The 22,200-nt window shown below is 72.5% G+C and carries 18 protein-coding genes; 9 read left to right on the top strand and 9 right to left on the bottom strand.

Annotated features, from left to right (window positions below):
• The first annotated feature begins 87 nt into the window (after positions 1-87).
• From HS99_RS10055 to trxA, 7 genes are all read left to right on the top strand, one after another.
• The gene (locus tag HS99_RS10055) at positions 88-2,625 is read left to right on the top strand and encodes a DUF6049 family protein (protein WP_141763684.1); all 2,538 of its coding nucleotides are present in this window, start codon (positions 88-90) and stop codon (positions 2,623-2,625) included.
• 58 nt (positions 2,626-2,683) lie between these two features.
• Complete coding sequence (murJ, locus tag HS99_RS10050; RefSeq protein ID WP_051835508.1) at positions 2,684-5,161, top strand: murein biosynthesis integral membrane protein MurJ; 2,478 nt, start codon at positions 2,684-2,686, stop codon at positions 5,159-5,161.
• 304 nt (positions 5,162-5,465) lie between these two features.
• Positions 5,466-7,580, top strand: coding sequence for a protein kinase family protein (locus tag HS99_RS10045; RefSeq protein WP_050366674.1), 2,115 nt, complete (start codon positions 5,466-5,468; stop codon positions 7,578-7,580).
• Positions 7,581-7,621: 41 nt separating this feature from the next.
• Complete coding sequence (sigM, locus tag HS99_RS10040) at positions 7,622-8,380, top strand: RNA polymerase sigma factor SigM (RefSeq protein ID WP_030278261.1); 759 nt, start codon at positions 7,622-7,624, stop codon at positions 8,378-8,380.
• Complete coding sequence (locus HS99_RS47720; protein WP_030552118.1) at positions 8,377-9,357, top strand: RsmA family anti-sigma factor; 981 nt, start codon at positions 8,377-8,379, stop codon at positions 9,355-9,357. Before sigM ends, HS99_RS47720 begins: the two co-directional genes overlap by 4 nt.
• Before the next feature lie 194 nt (positions 9,358-9,551).
• A complete protein-coding gene (trxB, locus tag HS99_RS10030; RefSeq protein ID WP_030278259.1) occupies positions 9,552-10,517 on the top strand; it encodes a thioredoxin-disulfide reductase in 966 nt (321 codons plus the stop codon).
• Between the two features lie 134 nt (positions 10,518-10,651).
• A complete protein-coding gene (trxA, locus tag HS99_RS10025) occupies positions 10,652-10,978 on the top strand; it encodes a thioredoxin (protein WP_030278258.1) in 327 nt (108 codons plus the stop codon).
• Between the two features lie 74 nt (positions 10,979-11,052).
• On the opposite strand, the gene HS99_RS10020 is transcribed toward trxA, so the two are convergent.
• The 9 genes from HS99_RS10020 to rpmH form a co-directional block, all read right to left on the bottom strand.
• Entirely contained in the window at positions 11,053-11,670 is a 618-nt protein-coding gene (locus HS99_RS10020; protein WP_030278257.1) for a GNAT family N-acetyltransferase, read from the bottom strand.
• Positions 11,671-11,800: 130 nt separating this feature from the next.
• Positions 11,801-12,871, bottom strand: a complete 1,071-nt coding sequence (locus HS99_RS10015) for a ParB/RepB/Spo0J family partition protein (RefSeq protein WP_030278256.1) — start codon at positions 12,869-12,871, stop codon at positions 11,801-11,803.
• The gene (locus tag HS99_RS10010) at positions 12,868-13,818 is read right to left on the bottom strand and encodes a ParA family protein (RefSeq protein WP_046387249.1); all 951 of its coding nucleotides are present in this window, start codon (positions 13,816-13,818) and stop codon (positions 12,868-12,870) included. The genes HS99_RS10015 and HS99_RS10010 overlap by 4 nt, the downstream gene beginning before the upstream one ends.
• 295 nt (positions 13,819-14,113) lie before the next feature.
• Positions 14,114-14,962, bottom strand: coding sequence for a 16S rRNA (guanine(527)-N(7))-methyltransferase RsmG (gene rsmG, locus HS99_RS10005; RefSeq protein ID WP_030278254.1), 849 nt, complete (start codon positions 14,960-14,962; stop codon positions 14,114-14,116).
• Between the two features lie 159 nt (positions 14,963-15,121).
• The gene (locus HS99_RS10000; protein WP_030278253.1) at positions 15,122-15,652 is read right to left on the bottom strand and encodes a Jag family protein; all 531 of its coding nucleotides are present in this window, start codon (positions 15,650-15,652) and stop codon (positions 15,122-15,124) included.
• 83 nt (positions 15,653-15,735) lie between these two features.
• Complete coding sequence (yidC, locus tag HS99_RS09995; RefSeq protein WP_030278252.1) at positions 15,736-16,890, bottom strand: membrane protein insertase YidC; 1,155 nt, start codon at positions 16,888-16,890, stop codon at positions 15,736-15,738.
• Positions 16,887-17,258 (bottom strand): membrane protein insertion efficiency factor YidD, encoded by a 372-nt coding sequence (gene yidD, locus HS99_RS09990; protein ID WP_046387248.1) that lies wholly within the window; start codon positions 17,256-17,258, stop codon positions 16,887-16,889. Before yidD ends, yidC begins: the two co-directional genes overlap by 4 nt.
• The gene (rnpA, locus tag HS99_RS09985) at positions 17,255-17,683 is read right to left on the bottom strand and encodes a ribonuclease P protein component (RefSeq protein WP_030278250.1); all 429 of its coding nucleotides are present in this window, start codon (positions 17,681-17,683) and stop codon (positions 17,255-17,257) included. Before rnpA ends, yidD begins: the two co-directional genes overlap by 4 nt.
• An 18-nt stretch (positions 17,684-17,701) precedes the next feature.
• Entirely contained in the window at positions 17,702-17,839 is a 138-nt protein-coding gene (rpmH, locus tag HS99_RS09980) for a 50S ribosomal protein L34 (protein ID WP_030059672.1), read from the bottom strand.
• Between the two features lie 352 nt (positions 17,840-18,191).
• On the opposite strand from rpmH, the gene dnaA reads away from it, so the two are divergent.
• Positions 18,192-19,985, top strand: a complete 1,794-nt coding sequence (dnaA, locus tag HS99_RS09975) for a chromosomal replication initiator protein DnaA (protein WP_030552122.1) — start codon at positions 18,192-18,194, stop codon at positions 19,983-19,985.
• A 963-nt stretch (positions 19,986-20,948) separates the two neighbouring features.
• Positions 20,949-22,079 (top strand): DNA polymerase III subunit beta, encoded by a 1,131-nt coding sequence (dnaN, locus tag HS99_RS09970; protein WP_030278248.1) that lies wholly within the window; start codon positions 20,949-20,951, stop codon positions 22,077-22,079.
• Positions 22,080-22,200 lie beyond the last annotated feature (121 nt).

Below are 22,200 nucleotides of genomic sequence, written 5' to 3'. Positions count from 1 at the left end.
GAACGTCGAGCGGGGAACGTCCGGCAGCAGCGCCGGGCGGACAGCATCAGCAGCGAGCGATCGAACAGAACGGCGAGGGCGAAACGAGTGAGTGAGCCGGCACGGCACTCGGGCCTGGGGGCGCACCGACAGCCTGGACGGGCCACGGGCCCCCACGGACGTCCCGCCGACGGACGGAGTACGGGCCGCCTCGCCCGCCGCTTCGCCGCCGCCTGCGCGGCCGCCCTGACCCTGTTCACGGCCGTTCCCGCCATGGCGCTCCCGGCCGGCGGCAACATCAGCCCGGCCGCCGACGCCGCGGCCACCGCGGAGTACCCGGTCGTGCTGAGCATCGAGACGGTCACCCCGCAGCTGGCCGTGCCCAACGGCACCGTGTCCATCACCGGCCACGTCACCAACTCCGGCAAGTCGGCCCTCAAGGGCGCTCACGCGGCGGTCCGCAAGCCGGTCAGCAGCAAGCCCCTGCAGCGGCGCAGCGAGCTCCAGGGCGTGGCCTCCCGCACCACGCCGAGGGGCGACGACGGCACGGAGCTGGACAGCCCGCAGTACGCCCTGCCGGAGCTGAAGCCCGGCCAGAGCCTGCCGTACACCCTCAGCGTCGCGGTGAGCGACCTCGGGCTGTCCGAGAGCGGCGTCTACGAGCTCGCCGTGGACGCCTGGGGCTCGACCGCCGACAACCCGCGCGACCGTGCCCTGGGCATTGCCCGGACCTTCCTGCCCTTCTCCCAGGGCGGCACCGAGGCCCAGCCGACGAAGGTCACCACCCTCTGGCCGCTGGTGCACGCGCCGGTGCTGGCCGCGCAGACCACCGCCGACAACGACCAGACCCTCCCGGTGCTGCGCGACGACAGCCTGGCCACCGAGTTCGCGCCGGGCGGCCGGCTGTACGAGCTGGTCGACACCGGCTCCAAGCTGACCGGCCTGAGCTGGGTGATCGACCCCGACCTGCTGGACGCCGCGTTCGCGATGACCGGCAGGTACCGGGTCCAGAAGCCGGGCAGCGAGGCGGCGGGCAAGCCCGCCAAGGACGACAACACCGTCTCGCACGACGCCTCGCCCGCCGCCGAGGCCTGGCTGAACAAGCTGCGCGCGGCCGTCGCCAAGTCCGGCAACCAGGTCATCGCGCTGCCGTACGCCGACCCGGACCTCGCCTCGATCGCCCACAACGGCGCCGACCTGACCGGCATGGGCACCGCCCTGGACAAGGCGGCCACCGCCGGCCGGCTGACCGTCGAGGGCCGGCTCTTCGTGGACACCCGCTCCGACGTGGCCTGGCCGTACCAGGGCTACCTCGACCAGCAGATCGCCGGCATCGCCCGGCAGGCGGGCAGCAGCCTGGTGCTGGCCAACGGCGCGAGCATGCCCGACCCGGAGTCGGTGAACTACACCCCGACCGCCGTGCGCCCGATCGGCAACGGACAGAGCGCCGTGGTCGCCGACGACACGGTCTCCTCGCTCTTCCAGAAGGACCTGAGCTCCCCGCAGGACCAGACCGAGGCGGCCCAGCGCTTCCTGGCCGAGACCTTCACCATCACCCACGAGCAGCCGCAGAACCAGCGCGGCCTGCTGGTCATGCCGCCGCGCGAGATGACCGCCGCCACCGCCAAGGTGCTGGCCGGCGCGCTGCAGACGGCGACCGACAAGTGGCTGACCCCGGTGAAGCTGGACACGCTGACCGAGGTGGCGCCGGACCCGAAGGCCAACACCGCCGTCCCGTCGTCCGCCGACTACCCGACCCAGGTCCGGGCCACCGAACTGCCGGCCGACGCCCTGAGCGGCACCGACAAGGTCCAGCGGGATCTGGACACCCTGATGCGGGTGCTCACCCTGCCGCAGCGGGTGCGCGGCCCGTTCAGCGCCGCCATGGTCCGCTCGCTGTCCACCGAGTGGCGCACCCGGACGACGGCCGGCGACAACTACCGCCGGGGCGTCGACAAGTACCTGACGGAGCTCACGAACGCCGTCCAGGTGCCGAAGAAGACCGTGGTCACCCTGGCCGGGAACACCGGCCAGCTCCAGGTCAGCGTGCGCAACGACCTCACCCAGACGGTCACCAACCTGAAGCTGCGGCTGACCTCGAGCCAGCCGAACCGGCTGCGGGTGGGCAAGGACGAGGACCTGGTCCTCCCGGCCTCGCAGAGCGTCACGCTGCGCTTCAACGCCGAGGCCCGCAACAACGGCCCGGTCACCATGACCGCCCAGCTGTACACCACCGGCCCCGATCCGAGGCCCTACGGCGACCCCCAGGTGTTCAGGGTCGAGGTCACCTCGGTCACCAACGGGGTGCTGTACGTCTTCGCCGGCGCCGCCGTGCTGCTGGTGCTGGCCGCGCTGCGCTTCTTCCGCCAGCGCAAGCGGCGCGGCGGTCAGCCGCACGAGGACGGCGACCAGCCGGTCGGCGACGGCCCGGCGACGGACGGGCCGGACGGCGCCGCCGGGGCCGAGCCGGACGAGCCGGACGAACCGCAGGAAACGGAGGAGCCGGAGGAGCCGGAGGAGCCGGAGGCCTCCGAACCGGACCCCTCCGGGAGCGGTTCCACGGGCGGCAGTCTCGCGCAGACACCACGCGCCAGCAGCCCGGATGGCCTGGATCGGACCGCCGGTGATGAGAAGGTTGGTCCTTGATACCGCCGACCACCCGCGACGCCGGGCCGGCCACCCCCCACGACAGCGAAGAGGTGACATGACCGGGCGCAGCGAGGAGCGGCCGCCGGGCCGCGCTGAGAGCCGGCCGGGCGCCGAGTCGCCGTCCGGCGACTGGTACGTGGCCGACACCTACGCCCAGGACCCGTACGCGGCCGACGCGTACGGGTCCCAGCAGGACGGCCAGGACCCGTACGGACTGCAGGCCGGGCGGCCCGCCGCCACGCCGCCGCCGGCCACCGCGTACGACGTGCCGCCGCAGCTTCCGCCGCAGGGCGGCGGCTACCCGACCCCGGTGCCGTCGACGCCGTTCTCGCCCCCGGTGCCGCCCGTGCAGCCCGGCTGGGACACTCCCCCGGCGCAGGCCGGCTGGCCGCAGCAGGCCGATCCGGCCGCCCCGCAGTGGGGCGGTGCCGAGCAGCCCCGGCCGCAGTGGGAGCCGGGCCCGGCACACTCCGCCTGGGACACCGAGACCACCGAGTACGTGGGGGTGGACGCGCTGTTCGGCGGCGGCCACCAGCCCGAGGCCGCCGGCCCGCAGCCGGTGCCCCAGCCCGCCCCGGTCCAGCCGGTCCAGCCGGTCGCGCCGGTGCCCCAGGCCGCCCAGGTGCCTCCGGGCGCCCAGACGCCGCCGGGCGCCCCCGCGCCGTACCCGCCGGCGGGCGGCTACCCGGGGCAGCCGCAGTACGGCGGCCCGGACGGGCAGCGCCCCTTCGTGCCGCCGATCGAGTTCGACCCGCCGCTCTCCGAGGACGAGGCCACCATGCAGGTGGCCGCCGTCGCGGTGCCCCCGGCGGTCGAGCCGCGGGCGGACCTCGCCGAGGAGCGGACCGCCCGGCCCACAGCCGCGCCCGCCCCGGCGGCCGGCGGTGGCGGCAAGGTCGCCAGCCTGCTGAACTCCAGCGCGATCATGGCGGCCGGCACCCTGGTCTCCCGTGGCACCGGCTTCCTTCGGACCATGGTGATCGCCGGCGCGATCGGCATCGCGGTCATGGGTGACTCGTACAACGCGGCGAACACCCTGCCGACCCTGCTGTACATCCTGATCGGCGGCGGCGCGCTGAACGCGGTCTTCGTGCCGCAGCTGGTGCGCAGCATGAAGAACGACGAGGACGGCGGCACCGCCTACGCCAGTCGGCTGCTCACCCTGGTGATGGTCGGACTCGGCGGCGTGGTGTTCCTGGCGGTCCTCGGGGCGCCGTTGCTGGTCCAGCTGATCGCCCACCCGATGATGACCAACCCCGCCCGCGCGGACACCACGGTGGCGCTGGCCCGCTACTGCCTGCCGACCATCTTCTTCATGGGCGTCCACGTGGTGATGGGCCAGATCCTCAACGCCCGCGGCCGCTTCGGCGCGATGATGTGGACCCCGGTCCTCAACAACATCGTGGTGGTCTTCACCTTCGGCGCGTACATCTGGGTCTACGGCGGCTACAACGGCTCCCAGGTCACCCCGGAGAACATCTCCCCGGAGGGCGTCCGGCTGCTCGGCCTGGGCACCCTGCTCGGCCTGGTGGTCCAGTCGCTGGCGATGGTCCCGTACCTGCGGGCCGCGGACTTCCACTTCCGTCCGCGCTTCGACTGGCGCGGCCACGGCCTGGGCAAGGCGGCCCGGCTGGCCAAGTGGACCTTCTTCTTCGTGCTCGCCAACCAGGCCGGCTACCTGGTCATCACCCAGCTGGCCACCGCGGCCGGCAGCGCCGCCGAGCAGGGCGGCCACGGCGGCGTCGGCCTGTCGGCCTTCTCCAACGCCCTGCTGATCTGGCAGCTCCCGCAGGCCGTCATCACCGTCTCGATCATGAGCGCGGTGCTCCCCCGGCTCTCCCGGGCGGCGGCCGACGAGGACGCCGGCGCCGTCCGCGACGACCTGTCGTACGGGCTGCGCACCACCGCGGTGGCGGTCGTCCCGGCGGCCTTCCTGTTCCTGGCGCTCGGCCCGGCGATCGGCCGCTCGATCTACGCGGTCGGCGGCGGCAGCACGGCCCTGGACAACGCGACCAACGTCGGTCTGATGCTCTCCGCCTTCGCGCTCGGGCTGATCCCGTACTCGGCCCAGTACGTGATGCTGCGCGGCTTCTACGCCTACGAGGACACCAGGACGCCGTTCTCCAACACCGTCTGGGTGGCCGCCTGCCAGGCCGGCTTCTCGCTGATCTGCTGGGCCGCCCTGCCTCCGCAGTGGACGGTGACCGGCATGGCCTTCGGCTACGGCCTCGCCTACGCCGTCGGAGTGACGGTCGCGGTGCCGAAGCTGAAGAAGAAGATCGGCGGGCTGGACACCAAGCGGATCGGCAAGACGTACAGCCGGCTGGCCGCCGCCTGCGTCCCGGCCGCGGCGGTCGGCCTCGGCGTCAGCCTGGCGGTCCAGCAGGTGCTGGCCGGCTGGGCGGGCAGCGTGCTGTCGGTGGTTCTGGCCGGTGGCCTCCAGCTGCTGGTGTTCGTGTTCCTCGCGAAGCGCCTGCGCATCGAGGAGATGAACGCCATGCTGGGCATGGTCCGCGGCCGACTGGGCCGCTGACCGACCGGTCAACCGGCCGAACGGGCGGACGCCCTGACCGGGCGTCAACCGGGGCGACCACCGCCTCCGCCCGTCCGGCCGCATTCCGAGCCGCCCCCACTACCGGGAACGCCCGGGCCGCGACGTGGCGGCCCGGTGTCGGGTCTGCACGACATCTCTCCACCCGTGGGCAACCGAGCGGACGTCTCAGCGGTCGTACCCGGTGGAGAAGAGTGGGCACAATTGTCCTGGAGCACAGGGCGGCCTATCCGCGCGCTCCAGCGACTCTCTCGGCCGGGGCGACACAAGGGGAGGCAGGACCACGGTGGCTGATGGCACCAAGGCGGTCGTCGACACGTCAGCAGCTGACGCGGCGGCGGACGAGGCCGCGCTGGCTGCGGCGATCGACGAGCTCGGGGGCGGGAAGACCGCCCCGGCGGGCACCGCCGACGCCCCCTCCGCGGACGCCCCCAGGGCCGGGTCCACGGCCGGCTCCGAAGCCGGACCCGGGGCCGCTGCCGAGGCCGGACCGAAGGCGGCCTCCACGGACGGAGGGAAGGCCGCCTCCACAGCCGGAGGGAAGGCCACCTCCACGGACGGAGCGAAGGCCACCTCCACGGCCGCCTCCACAGCCGGCGACGAGGACGCTCCGGCCGACGACGACCGGGGCGCCGAGCCGGCCCCGGAGGCGTCCGTCAGCGAGGAGACCTCGGAGATCACCGCCCCGCTCTCGGTCCACGAGATCGCCGCCGAACTGGCGGCCGGCACCCCGCGGAAGAAGCCCTCCCCCGCGCCCGCGGCCGCCTCCGACAAGCGCCGCCCGACCGATCCCCAGCCCACGGTCGACCCGCGCGACACCGCCACCCTCCCGCGCACCCTCCCCGCCCCGATGCGGCACAGCGGCGACAAGATCGGCAACCGCTACCTGCTCGAGGAGTGCATCTCCCAGACGGAGACCTTCAGCAGCTGGCGCGCCGTCGACGAGAAGCTGCGCCGGGCCGTCGGCGTCCACCTGATGGCCTCCGGCCACCAGCGCGCCCGCAAGGTGCTGGCCGCCGCCAAGTCCGCCGCCCTGCTCGGCGACCCGCGCTTCGTCCAGGTGCTGGACGCCGTCCAGGAGGGCGAGCTGGTCTTCGTCGTGCGGGAGTGGCTGCCGCACGCCTCCGACCTCGCCAAGCTGCTCACCGACGGCCCGATGGAGCCGCACGAGGCGTACCAGATGGTGCGCCAGGTCGCCGACGCCGTCGCCGCCGCCCACCGCCGCGGCCAGGCCCACCTGCGGCTCACCCCGCGCTGCGTGCTGCGCACCGACAGCGGCCAGTACCGGATCAACGGCATCGCGGTGGACGCCGCCCTGCGCGGGCTGCCCCCGGAGGACTCCACCGAGGATGCCCCGCGCACCGACACCCGGGCGATCGGCGCTCTGCTGTTCGCCGCGCTCACCCACCGCTGGCCGTACCCCGAGGACCGCTACGACCTCAAGGGTCTGCCCAGAGGCCTGCAGAACGCCGCGCCGGACCAGGTCCGTGCGGGCGTCCACAAGGGCCTGTCCGAACTCGCGGCGCGCGCCCTGTTCGACCACCCGCCGCACCACGCCGAGCCGATCACCACCCCGGAGGAGCTGGTCCGGGTGATCGCGCAGATGCCCCGGATCCGACAGCCCGAGCCCGAGCTGCCGGCCTTCCCAGCGCCGCCCCGGCACAACACCCACGCCCTGCCCACCGCGCCCAACCCGACCCGGGTCGCCGACACGACGGTCGCCCCGCTGCCGGCCTCCTCCCGGCCGACCGCCGCCCGGCGCACCAGGCGCCGGCTGCGCCGGGTGGTCAAGGCCACCGCCTGGACGGTCGCACTGGGCGCGATCGGCGTCGCCTCCTGGCAGTTCGTCGGCAGTCTGCGCAACAACGGTCAGGCCGTCGCGACCCCGCAGCCCACGGTCAGCACCGCCGCGCCGAGCACGCACCCGCCGACGCACGCTCCGGCGCCGGTCACCATCAAGGGCGCGGAGTCGTACAACCCACTGGGCGACGGGCCCCAGGGCACCGAGAGCATCAAGAACGCCATCGACGGCGACCCGGGCACCGCCTGGACCACCGGCTGGTTCGTCGACCAGTTCGGCCCCAGGCCGCCCGCGCTCCAGTCGGGCACCGGCCTGATGATCGACCTCGGTTCGCCGCAGTCGGTCTCCTCGGTGACCGTGCAGTTCCAGGGCGGCGAGCAGACCGCAGAGCTGCGGGTGCCCCCTGCGGCCGTCGCCAACCCGTCGCAGCTCAGGCCGGACAGCTTCACCACCCTCGGCAAGAAGTCCGGCAACACCGTGGACTACACCCTCGACTCACCGGTCACCACGCGTTACCTCTTGATCTGGCTGACCGCTCTGGCGAAGGATGGCGACGGCAGGTACCGCGGCCACGTCGCCGAGGTCAAGGTCTCCGGCTGACCGCACCCCGGCGCACCGGAACGACGGCAAGGGGTCGAGGGGTGACAGTGGCGGACGACGACGCGGCGTTGCTCGCCCGGCACGTCGCCGGCGATCCGCAGGCTTTCGGGCAACTGGTGAACCGTCACCGCGACCGGCTCTGGGCGGTCGCCCTGCGCACCCTGGGGGACCGCGAGGAGGCCGCGGACGCCCTCCAGGACGCCCTGGTCTCCGCCTTCCGGGCCGCCCCCGGCTTCCAGGGCCGCTCGGCGGTCACCACCTGGCTGCACCGGATCGTGGTCAACGCCTGCCTGGACCGCGCCCGGCGCAGCGCCACCCGGCGCACCACCCCGCTGGACGACGACCCGCAGCGGCTGGACAGCCTGGTCGGCACGGCCGAACCGGCCGACTCCCCGGTGGTCCGGGCCGAGGTGCACCGGGAGCTGACCGCGGCCCTCGCCGAGCTGCCCGTCGAGCAGCGGGCCGCGCTGGTCCTGGTCGACATGCAGGGCTATCCCGTCGCCGAGGCCGCCGAACTGCTGGGCGTCCCGGTGGGCACGGTGAAGAGCCGCTGCGCCCGGGGCCGGGCCCGGCTGCTCCCGCTGGTCCGGCACCTGCGCGAGACGGACGGCGCGCGGCAGGATGTTTCACGTGAAACGCCGGGTCGCGGGGCGCCGGGCCGCGGGGCGTCCGGCTCACCCGGTACGGCCCCGCCGCCGCGCCACGACGCCCAGGGGAACCCGACCGGCCCCCGCACCGTCACAGGGACAGGCCCGAGCACCGGCCGCACGATGCTGGAAGGAGATGCGAGCACGCGATGACCGCCCCCCTCTCCTCCCCCGAGCCCGCCGACGCCCACCCCTCCGTCGAGGAGCTGGCCGACCTCGCCGAGGGTCTGGTCGAGCCCGCCGAGGCCGCCCGGACGCTGCACCGGCACCTGAACGGCTGCGCCGAGTGCCGGGAGACCGCCGACGCCCTGGCCGAGGTGCAGGCCCTGCTCGGCGCCGTCGAGCCCGAGCCGGTGCCCGCCGACGTCGCCGCCCGGCTGGACGCCGCCCTCGCCGAAGCCGCTCACACCGAAACCGCTCGCACCGAAGCGACCGGGGGCGCGGACCGCCCGCAGGAGAGCCCCCGGAGGTCCCCCGCCGACGCCCGCCGGACGGACGCCCCTGCCACGCCCGTACGGGCCGTTCCGGCACCCTCCGCGCCCCCGTCCCGCCCCGGTTCATCCTCCGGCCCTTCCTCCTCCGGCCCCGGCCGTCCCCGGCTCCGCCGCCGGCGCTTCGCCGTGCTGCTCGGCGCCGCCGCCGCGCTGGCCGCCTTCGGCCTCGGCGGAGCCCTGCTGCTGGACCACTCCGAGGGCTCCGGGACCTCGGCCGCTTCGGCCGCCTCGGCCGGCCTCCCCGAGGACCAGAGTGCCCGCACCCCGCACCTGGCGGGCCCCGGAACCGCCTACCGGGAGGACCAACTGGCCGCGCAGGTCCAGCAGTTGCTCGCCCGTTCCGGCGCCGAGCCCGGACTGCGCGCCACCGGACCGGCCAGGTCCGGTGCCGCCCCCGCCGAGGGCGCCCGGCCCGAGTTGTCCGGCCCGGACTCGCCCGCCGCCCCCGCCTCCCCGGCCGCCTGCCAGGCCCCCGCGCCGGGCACCCCGCTGGCCACCGACCGGGGCAGCTACCAGGGCTCCCCGGTCGAGGTGCTGGTCTACCCGGCCCCCGGCCGAGCCGGCTACGTGGACGTCTACCTGCGCTCCCCCGACTGCGGCCCGGTCGTCCTGCACCGGACCGTCCCCGGCCACTGAGCGACCGTTCCCAGCCACCGGCCGGCCGTTCCCATGCGATCGACGACCAGGACGCCACGCCGCTTCCGGAGTTCGGGCACCTGGTACTGATCCGCCTGGGAATGCGAGAGACTGGTCAGTCGTTGTCCCGGGCGGCGGAGCATGACCGCCCTCCCCGCAGCAAACGCGGGTCGCGATGCGAACCAGGAGAAGCAGTGAGCGACGTCCGTAACGTGATCATCATCGGTTCCGGCCCGGCCGGGTACACGGCTGCGCTCTACACGGCCCGTGCCTCCCTCAAGCCGCTGGTCTTCGAGGGGGCCGTCACCGCCGGTGGTGCGCTGATGAACACCACCGAGGTCGAGAACTTCCCGGGCTTCCGGGACGGCATCATGGGCCCCGAGCTGATGGACAACATGCGGGCGCAGGCCGAGCGCTTCGGCGCCGAGCTGATCCCGGACGACATCGTCGCGGTCGACCTCACCGGTGACATCAAGACCGTCACCGACTCCGAGGGCAACGTGCACAAGGCCCGCGCCGTGATCGTCACCACCGGCTCCCAGCACCGCAAGCTGGGCCTGCCGAACGAGGACAAGCTCTCCGGTCGCGGCGTCTCCTGGTGCGCGACCTGCGACGGCTTCTTCTTCCGCGACCAGGACATCGCGGTGGTCGGCGGCGGCGACACGGCCCTGGAGGAGGCGACCTTCCTCTCCCGCTTCGCCAAGAGCGTCACGATCATCCACCGCCGGGACAGCCTGCGCGCCTCCAAGGCGATGCAGGAGCGCGCCTTCGCCGACCCGAAGATCCGCTTCGAGTGGGACAGCGCGGTCGAGGCCATCCACGGCGACCCGAAGCTGACCGGCGTCACCCTCCGCGACACCACCACCGGTGAGACCCGCGAGCTCGCGGTCACCGGCCTGTTCATCGCGATCGGCCACGACCCGCGCACCGACCTGTTCAAGGGCCAGCTGGAGCTCGACGCCGAGGGCTACCTGAAGGTCGACGCCCCCTCCACCCGGACCAACGTCGAGGGCGTCTTCGGCGCCGGCGACGTCGTGGACCACACCTACCGCCAGGCCATCACCGCCTCCGGCACCGGCTGCTCCGCCGCGCTGGACGCCGAGCGCTACCTGGCCGCGCTGGACGACGCGGAGAACAAGGCCGCCGCCGTCGCGGTCTGACCCCCTCGCCCCGAGCGAACCCCGCGGGGGTGTTCCACGTGAAACACCCCCGCCCCCGGCCAGGCAGAAACAGAACGGGCCCGTCCGTTGTTCACCTGGCAGCAGCCCCCTCCGTCCTAACCCGAGGAGTTCCCGTGGCCGGCGCCACCACCACCGTCACCGACGCGACGTTCAAGTCCGACGTCCTGGAGAGCGACAAGCCCGTACTGGTCGACTTCTGGGCCACCTGGTGCGGCCCGTGCCGCCAGGTCGCCCCGATCCTGGAGGAGATCGCGGCCGAGCAGGGCGACAAGCTGACCGTTGCCAAGCTCGACGTGGACGCCAACCAGGTGACCGCCGCCGAGTACAACGTCATCTCGATCCCGACCCTGATCCTCTACAAGGGCGGCCAGCCGGTGAAGCAGATCACCGGTGCCCGTCCGAAGGCCGCGCTGCTGCGCGAGCTGGACGGCCTGATCTAGGTCTTCCGGCCACCGGTCGAACGGCGGCGGGGCTCTCCGGTCGGGGAGTCCCGCCGCTGCTTTTGCGGCACCGCTCAGAACGGCCGCAGCGCCGGTTCCTTCCGCCCGCCGCCGAGCAGCCGCTCCAGGGCCCCCTCCACGTCGCCGCGCCAGGACAGGGTGGTTCGGGCCTCCAGCCGCAGCCGCGGGTAGCGCGGGTGCGGCCGTACGGTCTTGAAGCCGACCGCGAGCAGGTGGTCGGCCGGCAGCACGCAGCTGGTCGACACCCGGCCCGCCGAGCCGAAGGCCTCGATCGCCCGCACCCCGCGCCCCAGCAGGTCCTTGGCGACGGTCTGCACCAGCACCCGGCCCAGCCCCTGCCGCTGGTATCCCGGCAGCACCCGGCTGACCATCAGCTGAACGGCGTCCGGCGAGACCGGGCTGGTCGGGAAGGACTGGGAGCGGGGCACGTAGGCGGGCGGCGCGTAGAGCACGAAACCGGCAGGCTGGTCGTCCACGTAGACGATCCGGCCGCAGGAACCCCACTCCAGCAGCACCGCGGAGATCCACCCCTCCTTCTCCAGCTCCGGCTTCCCCGACTCCACCGCCTCCTTGGCGCTGACCGGGTCCAGCTCCCAGAACACGCAGGAGCGGCAGCCCGTCGGCAGGTCCGCGAGGTTGTCCAGCGTCAGCGGAGCGATCCGGCGTCCCATGGCCCGTACCTCCTCCTCCCTTTCACGGTCGAGCATTCCCCCACGAACGCCGATGGGTGCATGTTTCACGTGAAACAGCGCTCACGTGGCACATGCACCCATCGGGTCGTCGCCCCCGGTCCGGACGGGCTCAGCCCTGCGACAGCCGCAGACCGTCCTCGCCCGGGGCCATGCTGTCCAGGATCCGGTTGAGGTCCTCCACCGAACCGAACTCCAGCACCACCTTGCCCTTGCCCAGCTTGCCGCCGCGCTGTGACACCTCGACCTTGACCCGGGTGTCGAAGCGGTCCGACAGCCGGCTCGCCAGGTCGTTGAAGGCCGGGGAGATGATCTTGCCCGCCTTCGGCGTCTGGCGCTTCGCCTCCCGCGGCTCCTCGGAGCGCATCAGGACGACGAGCTCCTCCACGCTGCGCACCGTGAGGCCCTCGGCGATGATCCGCGCGGCCAGCTTCTCCTGGGCCTCGGGGTCCGTCAGGGGGAGCAGCGCCCGCGCGTGCCCGGCCGTCAGCGTGCCGGCCGCCAGCCGCCGCTGGACGGACGCCGGGAGCTTCATCAGCCGCAGGGTGTTGGAGACGTGCGCGCGCGAGCGGCCGATCCGGTCGGCCAGCTCCTCGTGGGTGCAGGAGAAGTCCCGCAGCAGCTGGTCGTAGGCGGCCGCCTCCTCCAGCGGGTTCAGCTCGGCCCGGTGGAGGTTCTCCAGGAGGGCGTCCAGGAGGAGCTTGTCGTCCTCGGTGGCCCGGACGATCGCCGGGATCCGCTCCAGGCCCGCCTCACGGGATGCCCGCCAGCGGCGCTCGCCCATGATCAGCTCGTAGCGCCCCGCCTCGATCTGGCGCACCACGATCGGCTGGAGCAGGCCCACCTCCTTGATGGAGGCGACCAGCTCGGCGAGCTTGTCCTCGTCGAACACCTCGCGCGGCTGACGCGGATTGGGGGTGATCGCGTCCAGGGGCAGCTCGGCGAAGGAGGCACCGGGGACCGGCGCCGGCTGCTCCGGCCGCCGTCCGACGGCCGCCCGGGCCGCCACCGTGGCGCGACCGCCCGGCAGCACCGGCACCGAGGCCGGCGACGTCGTGCCGGTCGTCACCACCGGGGTCGGCGCGGGCGTGGCCGTGACCGGCTGCGCCGCCCCGCCGTCCGCCGGCGCGGCCGGGCCGATCAGCGCCCCCAGCCCTCGTCCCAGACCCCTGCGACCACTCACTGATGACCCTCCGTCGTACCGTGCTGTGCCACCGGGGCGCCGTGCCCCGTACTGCTGCCGCCCCGCTGCTGACCCACCAACGAGCCGCCGCCCGGGCCGACCGCGCGCTGCGCGAGCTCGCGGGCGGCCTCCAGGTACGAGAGCGCCCCGGTCGAGCCCGGGTCGTAGGTCAGCACCGTCTGCCCGTAGCTGGGCGCCTCCGAGATGCGGACCGAGCGCGGGATCGCCGTGCTCAGCACCTCGTTCCGGAAGTGGGTCCGGACCTCCTCGGCGACCTGGGCGGCCAGCCTCGTCCGGGCGTCGTACATGGTGAGCAGGATGGTCGAGACGTGCAGCGCGGGGTTGAGGTGCGCGCGCACCAGCTCGACGTTGCGCAGCAGCTGGCCGAGGCCCTCCAGCGCGTAGTACTCGCACTGGATCGGGATCAGCACCTCCCGACCGGCCACCAGGGCGTTGACCGTCAGCAGGCCCAGCGAGGGCGGACAGTCGATCAGGATGTAGTCCAGCGGCTGCTCGTAGGCGGCGATGGCGCGCTGCAGCCGGCTCTCCCGGGCCACCAGCGAGACCAGCTCGATCTCGGCGCCGGCCAGGTCGATGGTGGCCGGCACGCAGAAGAGCCCCTCGACGTCCACGACCGGCTGGACGACGTCGGCCATGGGCTTGCCCTCGACCAGGACGTCGTAGATGGACGGCACCTCGGCGTGGTGGTCGATGCCGAGGGCGGTGGAGGCGTTGCCCTGGGGGTCGAGGTCGACCACCAGGACGCGCAGCCCGTGCATGGCCAGCGAGGCGGCCATGTTCACGGTGGTGGTGGTCTTGCCCACCCCGCCCTTCTGGTTGGCGACCACGATCACCCGGGTGGCCGCGGGCCGGGGCAGCCCCTCCCCCGCTCGGCCGATCGCCTGAACCGCAGCCTGGGCAGCCCGTGCGATGGGCGTGTCATCGATCTGGTCGACGGTCTCCGAGTCCTGCATGGGGCTCAGTGTTTCACGTGAAACCGGAGCGGCAACAGTCGCCGCCCGGCTGCGGGCAAGGATTCCGGAGAGCAAGGAGCGACGTTTCACGCGAAACACCATGCCCGCTATGTCGGAAATCTGACGTTGCGACACTCCGATGTCCGGTTGTCGGCCCGCCCGTCACCCGAACGACGACGGGCGGACGGTTCCCCCCTCAGGAGGACCGTCCGCCCGTCGTCAGGGCCGTCCGGCGTCAGGGCCGTCCGGCGTCAGGGCCGTCCGGCGGTCAGCGGCTGCGGCGTCGACCGCCCCGGCCGGCGGTGGTGCCGTTCTTGGCGCCGGCGTTGCGACCGGCCCGGGCCACCTTGGCGCGCCGGGTCGCGGCCTTCACGCCGCCGGGGCTCTCCCCCGCCTTGACCTGGACCACCCGGGTCGAGGTCTCCAGGGTGCCCTCGCCGACCGAGATCACGCTCCACTCGACGGCGCCCAGCTTGGCCAGCCCGGCGCGCGAGTCGGCCAGCTCCTGTTCGGCGCTGTCGCCCTTGAGCGCCAGCATCTGCCCGTGCGGGCGCAGCAGCGGCATGCCCCAGCCGGCCAACCGGTCCAGCGGCGCCACCGCCCGGGCGGTCACCACGTCCACCGCGAGCTTGCCGACCATCTCCTCGGCGCGGCCGCGCAGCACCGTGACGTTCTCCAGTGCCAGCTCCCGGACGACCTCCTCCAGGAAGGTGGTCCGGCGCAGCAGCGGCTCCAGCAGGGTCACCGAGACGTCCGGCCGGGCCAGGGCCACCGGGATACCGGGCAGACCGGCACCAGAGCCCACGTCGCACACGGTGGAGCCGGAGGGCAGCAGCTCGGCCAGCACCGCGCAGTTGAGCACGTGCCGGTCCCACAGCCGGGGCACCTCGCGGGGCCCGATCAGCCCACGCCGGACACCGGCGGTCGCCAGCAGCTCGGTGTAGCGGACAGCGGCGTCGAAGCGGTCGCCGAACACCTCCCGGGCGGCGGCCGGCGCCTCGGCCAGCACGTCCAGCTCGGGCGCCTCGGACGTCTCGGCCGCCTCGGCGGTCCGCCCCTCGGCGTCAGGGTTCACGTCCGCCCCCGGACGGCCGGTGGCCGCGCTCTCCGTGTCCATCTCGACCTCTCCGATCTCCGGATCCACCGACCCGCTCAACGCACTGTTTCACGTGAAACATCCCAGAAGGAACAACGACCCCGCCCGCACGAGGCGGACGGGGTCGCGTCCGGTAAATCTCACCGGTCGCCGTGGCGACCGGTCATCGATCCGCCGGCCTCAGGCCGGCAGCACGACCACGCACCGCTGGGGCTCTTCGCCCTCCGACTCGCTGCGCAGACCGGCGGCCGCGACCGCGTCGTGGACGACCTTGCGCTCGAACGGCGTCATCGGCCGCAGCTTGACCTGCTCGCCGGTGCTCCTGACCTGCTCGGCGGCCTCGGCGCCCAGCGCGGCCAGCTCCTCGCGCTTGCGGGCCCGGAAGCCGGCAATGTCCAGCATGAGGCGGCTGCGCTCGCCGGTCTCCCGGTGGACAGCCAACCGGGTCAGCTCCTGCAGGGCCTCCAGCACCTCGCCGTCCTGGCCGACCAGTCGCTGCAGCGCGCGGTCGTTGCCGTCGCTGACGATGGACACCAGGGCGCGGTCGCCCTCGACGTCCATGTCGATGTCACCGTCGAGGTCCGCGATGTCGAGCAGACCCTCCAGGTAGTCGGCCGCGATGTCGCCCTCCTGCTCCAGGCGGGCGACGAGGCTCTCGTCGGCGCCGGCAGCGGCCTCGGTCTCGACGGCGGAGGTGGTGCCTTCCGTCACTGATGGACTCCTTCGGAGATGGGCCCGGCTGGCGGGCGGGGAACGAAGCTCTTCGCAGCTGCCACAACGAGGCCAGGGGCCGGTCAGGACTTCTTCTTCGGCCGCTGGCCGCCGCGCTTGGGCTGCTGCCGGGTGCCCTGCTTGGTGCCGGCGGGCTTGCCCGCGGTCTGCTTGGCGGCCGCCGGCTTGGTGCCGGGGTCGGCCGCGACGGCCTCCTCGGCAGGCTGCTCGACCGGGGTGTCCCCGCCCGGCTCGGCCGCCTGGGTGGCACCGCCGTGCTGGCGCTGGGCCTTGGTCTGGCGACGGGGCTGCTGGCGGCTCGCCCGGACCGACTCCTCGATCACGGCGGAGGCGGAGGCCGCCTCGGCGATGGCCGCCTTGGACGGGGGCAGCATGCCCCAGAGCGCGCCCTTGATCTCCGTGCCGTCCGCGCGCAGGCGCCCGGCCTTCTTCAGGCGCTCCTGGCGCTCCTGGAAGGCCTTGCTGCCCGGGGTCGGGTTGTTGTGGATGACGACCAGCTGCTGGCCCATCGACCAGACGTTGGTGGTCAGCCAGTAGACCAGGACACCGACCGGGAAGTTGATGCCCATCACGGCGAACATGACCGGGAAGACGTACATCAGCATCTTCTGCTGCTGCATGAACGGCGTCTTGACCGTGAGGTCGACGTTCTTGGTCATCAGCTGGCGCTGGGTGACGAACTGCGACAGCGACATCATCACGATCATCACCGCGGTGACGATCTTGACACTGGTCTCGGGGCTGCCGAGGAAGGTCGCGGAGAGCGGGGCACCGAAGATGTGCGCCTTGCCGGCGCTCACCAGCAGGGAGCCGTGGATCACGCCGATGTCCTGGCCCTTGGCGACCTTGGACAGCACGCCGTAGAGGGCGGTGAAGAACGGCGCCTGGACGATGATGGGCAGGCAGCTGGAGAACGGGTTGGTCCCCGCCTCCTTGTACAGCTTCATCATCTCTTCGGACTGGCGCTGCCGGTCGTTCTTGTAGCGCTCCTGGATGGCCTTCATCTTCGGCTGGATCGCCTGCATGGCCCGGGTCGCCTTGATCTGCTTCACGAAGAGCGGGATCAGGCAGATCCGGATGACGACCACCATCGAGGCGATGGCCAGACCCCAGGCCCAGCCGCCGTCCGGGTTGAAGACGTGGCTGTACAGCGAGTGGAACTGGACGATGATCCAGGACACCGCCGTGTAGAGGGGGTTAAGAAAACCGAAGGTCACCGGTCAGACTCCTTGGACAGGTGGATTGGCCGCTCCGGGCCAATGGTCGCCGGGCCCTCGGGGTCCGGACCGGCGGGGGTGGGGGTCACCGGCTCCTCGGCGGCGGACCGGCTGCTCAGCCAGTCTCGCAGCCGGCGGTGCCACACCGGGTGCTTGCGGGGCGGAACGTGGTCCACCCCACCGGGCGACCAGGGGTTGCAGCGCAGGATGCGCCAGACGGTCAGCCCGCCGCCCTTGACCGCTCCGTGCACCTTCACGGCCTCGTAGCCGTAGTGCGAGCAGGAGGGGTAGTAACGGCAGACCGGACCGAGCAGTGGGCTGATGGTCCACTGGTAGACCCTGATCAGACCCATCAGCAGGTACTTCATCGCCCTGCTCCCGTCGGCGCCGTCGCGGCGGGCTCGGCCCTCAGCAACCGCTTGAGCGCCGCGTCCAGGTCCCGTTCGAGGTCCTGGTACGAGGCGGTCGCGGCCTGGGGCAGCGCACGCACCACTATCAGGCTACCGGCGGGCAGCCTGGACAGACGATCACGGAGGAGATGGCGCAACCGGCGCTTGACCAGATTGCGAACGACCGCCGGGCCAACGGCCTTGCTCACGACGAAACCCGCACGCGCCGAAGGAGTCCCCTCGGCGACGTGCGGGCGGGAGTCGCTGGTCCGGTCGGTCTGCCCCTGCGGGTCACCGTCTCTGCTGAGATGGACGACCAGAAGGGGCCGGCCGGCCCGGCGACCGCGTTTCACCGCGGTCGCGAAGTCCTGGCGCCGCCGCAGCCGATTCTCGGAGGGCAGCACAACAGACTCTGGCGTGGATCAGGCGGACAGGCTGGCGCGGCCCTTGCCACGGCGGGCAGCCAGGATGGCGCGGCCGGCGCGGGTACGCATACGCAGCCGGAAGCCGTGGGTCTTCGCGCGACGACGGTTGTTCGGCTGGAAGGTGCGCTTGCTCACTCGGGGGCTCCTGAGGTGAATCGTAGGATGACGGGGGGTCGCTTGGCCGTCACCGTGCGTCCGCGTGATCTCCCCTGATTCGGAAATCCGGCCCATCGCCCCAGTTCGGCTGGGGTCTGAGGCAATCCACGGCGCCCGTGCTGCGCGCCTTATGGAGCGGGTGGACCCGCGGACATGCGGCAGCGGCCATCGACAACTCGACCTGGTTACGGTACGCGGGACGGGGCTCGAGGGTCAAACCAGCCGCCCGGAGGTGGTTTACCCACAGCCTGTGGACAACGACTTGATCCGTCCCTGTTCGCTGACTACCGTTGCAGAACTTGTCTGGTTTGTTCTTGGAAAGCGTGCACCAGTGGCTGATGTCAACAGCGACCTCGTCCCGGTCTGGGCGAGGGTCGTCGAGCGGCTGGTCAGCGACCCCGACGTCGGGGAGATGGACAAACAGTGGGTGCAGCGCACCCAGCCGATGTGGATGATGCACGACACCGCCCTGCTGGCGACCCCCAACGAGCGGGCCAAGCAGGTGCTGGAGGGTCGGCTGCTGCCCCAGCTGACCGATGCGCTCAGCCGCGAGCTCAGCCGGCCGGTCCGGATCGCCGTGATGGTCGACGCCAACGCCGTGCCGACCGCGCCCGTCGCCCAGCCCCCCGCCGAGCCGTACCCTGGCCCGGCCGAGGAGGACCAGGGCTACGGCGACCAGGGCTACCAGCAGCAGCCGTACGAACAGGACTACGAGCGCCCCCGCTACGACATCGGCGGCTACGAGCACCGCCCCGCGCCCTACGGCGGCCAGCCGGCCCAGCCGTGGTCCGGCTACCAGGAGCCCCAGGCGCCCTACCACGAGCCCGAGGAGCCCGAGCGCCGCCCGGCGCCGCGCCCCCTGCCCAGCCCGCCCTCCACCACCCAGGGCGACCTCTTCGGCGGCGCGTACGGCCCCGGCCCCGGCGAGCAGCCGCGCACCGGCGCGGGCCGCCGCGGCCACGGCTCCCGGCCCGCCGGCGGCCGCCCGGCCGAGAAGGCCGCCCCCGAGCGGTCCACCGAGCGCCCCGCCGTCCCCGGGGTGCCCGCCCCGCCCGGCGCTCCCCCGGCCGGCGGCTCGCGCAAGGACGAGCCGGCCGCCCGGCTGAACCCCAAGTACCTGTTCGACACCTTCGTCATCGGCGCCAGCAACCGCTTCGCGCACGCGGCGGCGGTGGCGGTCGCCGAGGCCCCGGCCAAGGCCTACAACCCGCTCTTCATCTACGGCGAGTCCGGGCTGGGCAAGACCCACCTGCTGCACGCCATCGGGCACTACTCGCGCAGCCTCTTCCCGGGCACCCGGGTGCGCTACGTGTCCTCGGAGGAGTTCACCAACGAGTTCATCAACTCGATCCGGGACGGCAAGGCGGACACCTTCCGCCGCCGCTACCGGGACATGGACATCCTGCTCGTGGACGACGTCCAGTTCCTGGCGAGCAAGGAGTCCACCCAGGAGGAGTTCTTCCACACCTTCAACACCCTCCACAACGCGAACAAGCAGATCGTCCTCTCGTCGGACCGGCCGCCCAAGCTGCTGACCACGCTGGAGGACCGGCTGCGCAACCGCTTCGAGTGGGGCCTGATCACCGACGTCACCCCGCCGGAGCTGGAGACCCGGATCGCGATCCTGCGCAAGAAGGCGATCCAGGAACAACTGAACGCTCCCGCCGACGTGTTGGAGTTCATCGCGTCCCGGATCACCCGCAACATCCGGGAGTTGGAGGGCGCGCTCATCCGGGTCACCGCCTTCGCCAACCTCAACCGGGCGCCGGTGGACCTGGAGTTGGCCGGGATCGTCCTCAAGGACCTGATCCCGGGCGGGGACGAGGACGCCGGCCCGGAGATCACCGCGCAGGTCATCATGCAGCAGACCGCCGCGTACTTCGGCCTTGGCGTGGACGACCTCTGCGGCTCCTCGCGCAGCCGGGTGCTGGTGACCGCCCGCCAGATCGCCATGTACCTGTGCCGGGAGCTCACCGACCTGTCGCTGCCGAAGATCGGCGCGCAGTTCGGCGGCCGCGACCACACCACGGTGATGCACGCGGACCGCAAGATCCGCTCGCTGATGGCCGAGCGGCGGTCCATCTACAACCAGGTCACCGAGCTCACCAACCGCATCAAGAGCTAGGGCGCACCGCGGAGTCGGGCCCGTCGGGCCCCGCCTTCCCCGCTGGCCGGAAAAGGGCGTCAGGAGCGATCCTGACGCCCTTTTCGCGTGTCCACAGGTGTGCGCCGGACGTCGGCCGGGCAGGGATCCGGGCGACGGACGGGCCACCAGTCCCCGGCGCGCGCCGAACAACTGACCGGTGATTCGAAAACCGCGGGCGCGCAGGGCGGTTGTCCACAGGGCGGGCCCCTTCTGCACGGTCCACAGGCTGGGGAGTCCGGAGTTATCCAGAATTCGTCCACAGGCCCGTCGCCGCTACGCTCTTCCGCGCAGGTCAGGTGCCTGTGGACTTGTGCACAACGGTTATCCACAGGGTGTGGACAATTGACGGGTCACCAGTGGGCCGTTCGGGTTATCCACCGGTTGTCCCCAGGCGCGGAGCGGTTATCCCCAGGTTGTCCACAGCGGGGTCCACAGTTCGACAACCGTGAGCTACCGTTCATACCCTGGTGTGAAAGGCGTCACGAAAAGTTGACCGGCGCCCGTGGATAACCGGGCCCGGATCTGGGGACAGCCCTGGGGATAACCTGTGGATACCCAGGGTGCCCTGTGGGTAACGCTCGGCTGTCCACAGCGCGGGCTGCCCGTCCACAGCCGCCGTCCACACCCACTGTGGACAAAATTCGGGTGCTGACCTGCGGAAACGGGGTTATCCACGGTTTCCACAGGCCCTACTACTACCGCTACACAGATAGACCGTGAACCTGCTTTCAAAGTGGGTGGCCCCGAAATCTGTGGACAACCGCTCCCGGGCATCCGTTCGGTTCGCTTCCGCCCGTCTGCCCCGTCTGTCGGTGGAGTACGTCAGACTGTCCTTGGCGACTGGAAGCGGAGTGGCAGAGCTCGGCGGACAGGCGGACCGACGATCAAGATCAGACGAACCAGAGTGCGAGCGGGAGCGCTCGAACCAGGAGGCGGTTACCGGTGAAGTTCCGTGTGGAGCGTGACGTCCTCGCGGAGGCGGTGGCCTGGGCTGCCCGCAGCCTCCCGGCACGGCCGCCGGTGCCGGTGCTGGCCGGCCTGCTGCTGACCGCGCAGGAGGGCAGCCTGGCGCTGTCCGGCTTCGACTACGAGGTCTCGGCCCGGGTCGAGCTGGAGGCGGACGTCGAGGAGGCCGGCACCGTCCTGGTCTCCGGTCGACTGCTCAACGACATCTCGCGCAACCTCCCCAACAGGCCTGTGGAGATCTCCACCGACGGCCAGCGGGTCAGCGTGGTCTGCGGCAGCTCCCGCTTCACCCTGCCGACCCTGCCCGTGGACGAGTACCCGGCGCTGCCCCAGATGCCGACCGCCACCGGCACCGTCTCCGGTGACGTCTTCGCCTCGGCCGTCAGCCAGGCCGCGGTCGCCGCCGGCCGGGACGACACCCTGCCGGTGCTCACCGGCGTCCGGGTCGAGATCGAGGGCGACCGGATCACCCTGGCCGCCACCGACCGCTACCGCTTCGCCGTCCGCGACCTGCTGTGGAAGCCCGAGCAGTCGGACATCTCCGCGGTCGCCCTGGTGCCCGCCAAGACCCTGCAGGACATCGCGAAGTCCCTGGGCAGCGGCGACACCGTCTCCATCGCGCTCTCCTCGGGCGGCGCGGGCGAGGGCCTGATCGGCTTCGAGGGCGCCGGCCGCCGCACCACCACCCGGCTGCTGGAGGGCGAGTTCCCCAAGTTCCGCAGCCTCTTCCCGACCGAGTTCAGCGCGGTCGCCGCGATCCAGACCCAGCCCTTCCTGGAGGCGCTCAAGCGCGTCTCGCTGGTCGCTGAGCGCAACACCCCGGTCCGACTCAACTTCGAGCAGGGCGTGCTGACCCTGGAGGCCGGTTCGGGCGACGACGCCCAGGCCACCGAGCGGATCGAGGCCGACCTGGAGGGCGACGACATCTCGATCGCCTTCAACCCGGGCTACCTGGAGGAGGGCCTCAAGGCCATCGACTCCCCGTTCGCCCAGCTGAGCTTCACCACCCCGACCAAGCCCGCGCTGCTCAGCGGCAAGGTCTCGGTGGACTCCGAGGAGGACAAGGCCTACCAGTACCTGATCATGCCGGTCCGCCTCTCTGGCTGATCCCTCCGCCAGGGCCGAGCGCCGAACCGGTCGGTCACCCACAGGCTGTGCACACCCGCTGTGCACAGCCTGTGGACGTCTCCCCCGGTCGGCCCGACCGCGCGGAGCCCGTAGCGGTCGG

It is taken from the genome of Kitasatospora aureofaciens, assembly GCF_001188955.3.
In the GTDB taxonomy this organism is placed as follows: domain Bacteria; phylum Actinomycetota; class Actinomycetes; order Streptomycetales; family Streptomycetaceae; genus Kitasatospora; species Kitasatospora aureofaciens.
This window is presented reverse-complemented; position numbering and strand designations above follow the sequence as displayed.

What these genes read in the sequence shown, in the direction of transcription:
- yidD (WP_046387248.1), bottom strand. Translation starts at nt 17,258, where the DNA reads ATGAAGTACCTGCTGATGGGTCTGATCAGGGTCTACCAGTGGACCATC.
- HS99_RS10020 (WP_030278257.1), bottom strand. Translation starts at nt 11,670, where the DNA reads ATGGGACGCCGGATCGCTCCGCTGACGCTGGACAACCTCGCGGACCTG.
- murJ (WP_051835508.1), top strand. Translation starts at nt 2,684, where the DNA reads ATGACCGGGCGCAGCGAGGAGCGGCCGCCGGGCCGCGCTGAGAGCCGG.
- HS99_RS47720 (WP_030552118.1), top strand. Translation starts at nt 8,377, where the DNA reads ATGACCGCCCCCCTCTCCTCCCCCGAGCCCGCCGACGCCCACCCCTCC.
- rsmG (WP_030278254.1), bottom strand. Translation starts at nt 14,962, where the DNA reads ATGGACACGGAGAGCGCGGCCACCGGCCGTCCGGGGGCGGACGTGAAC.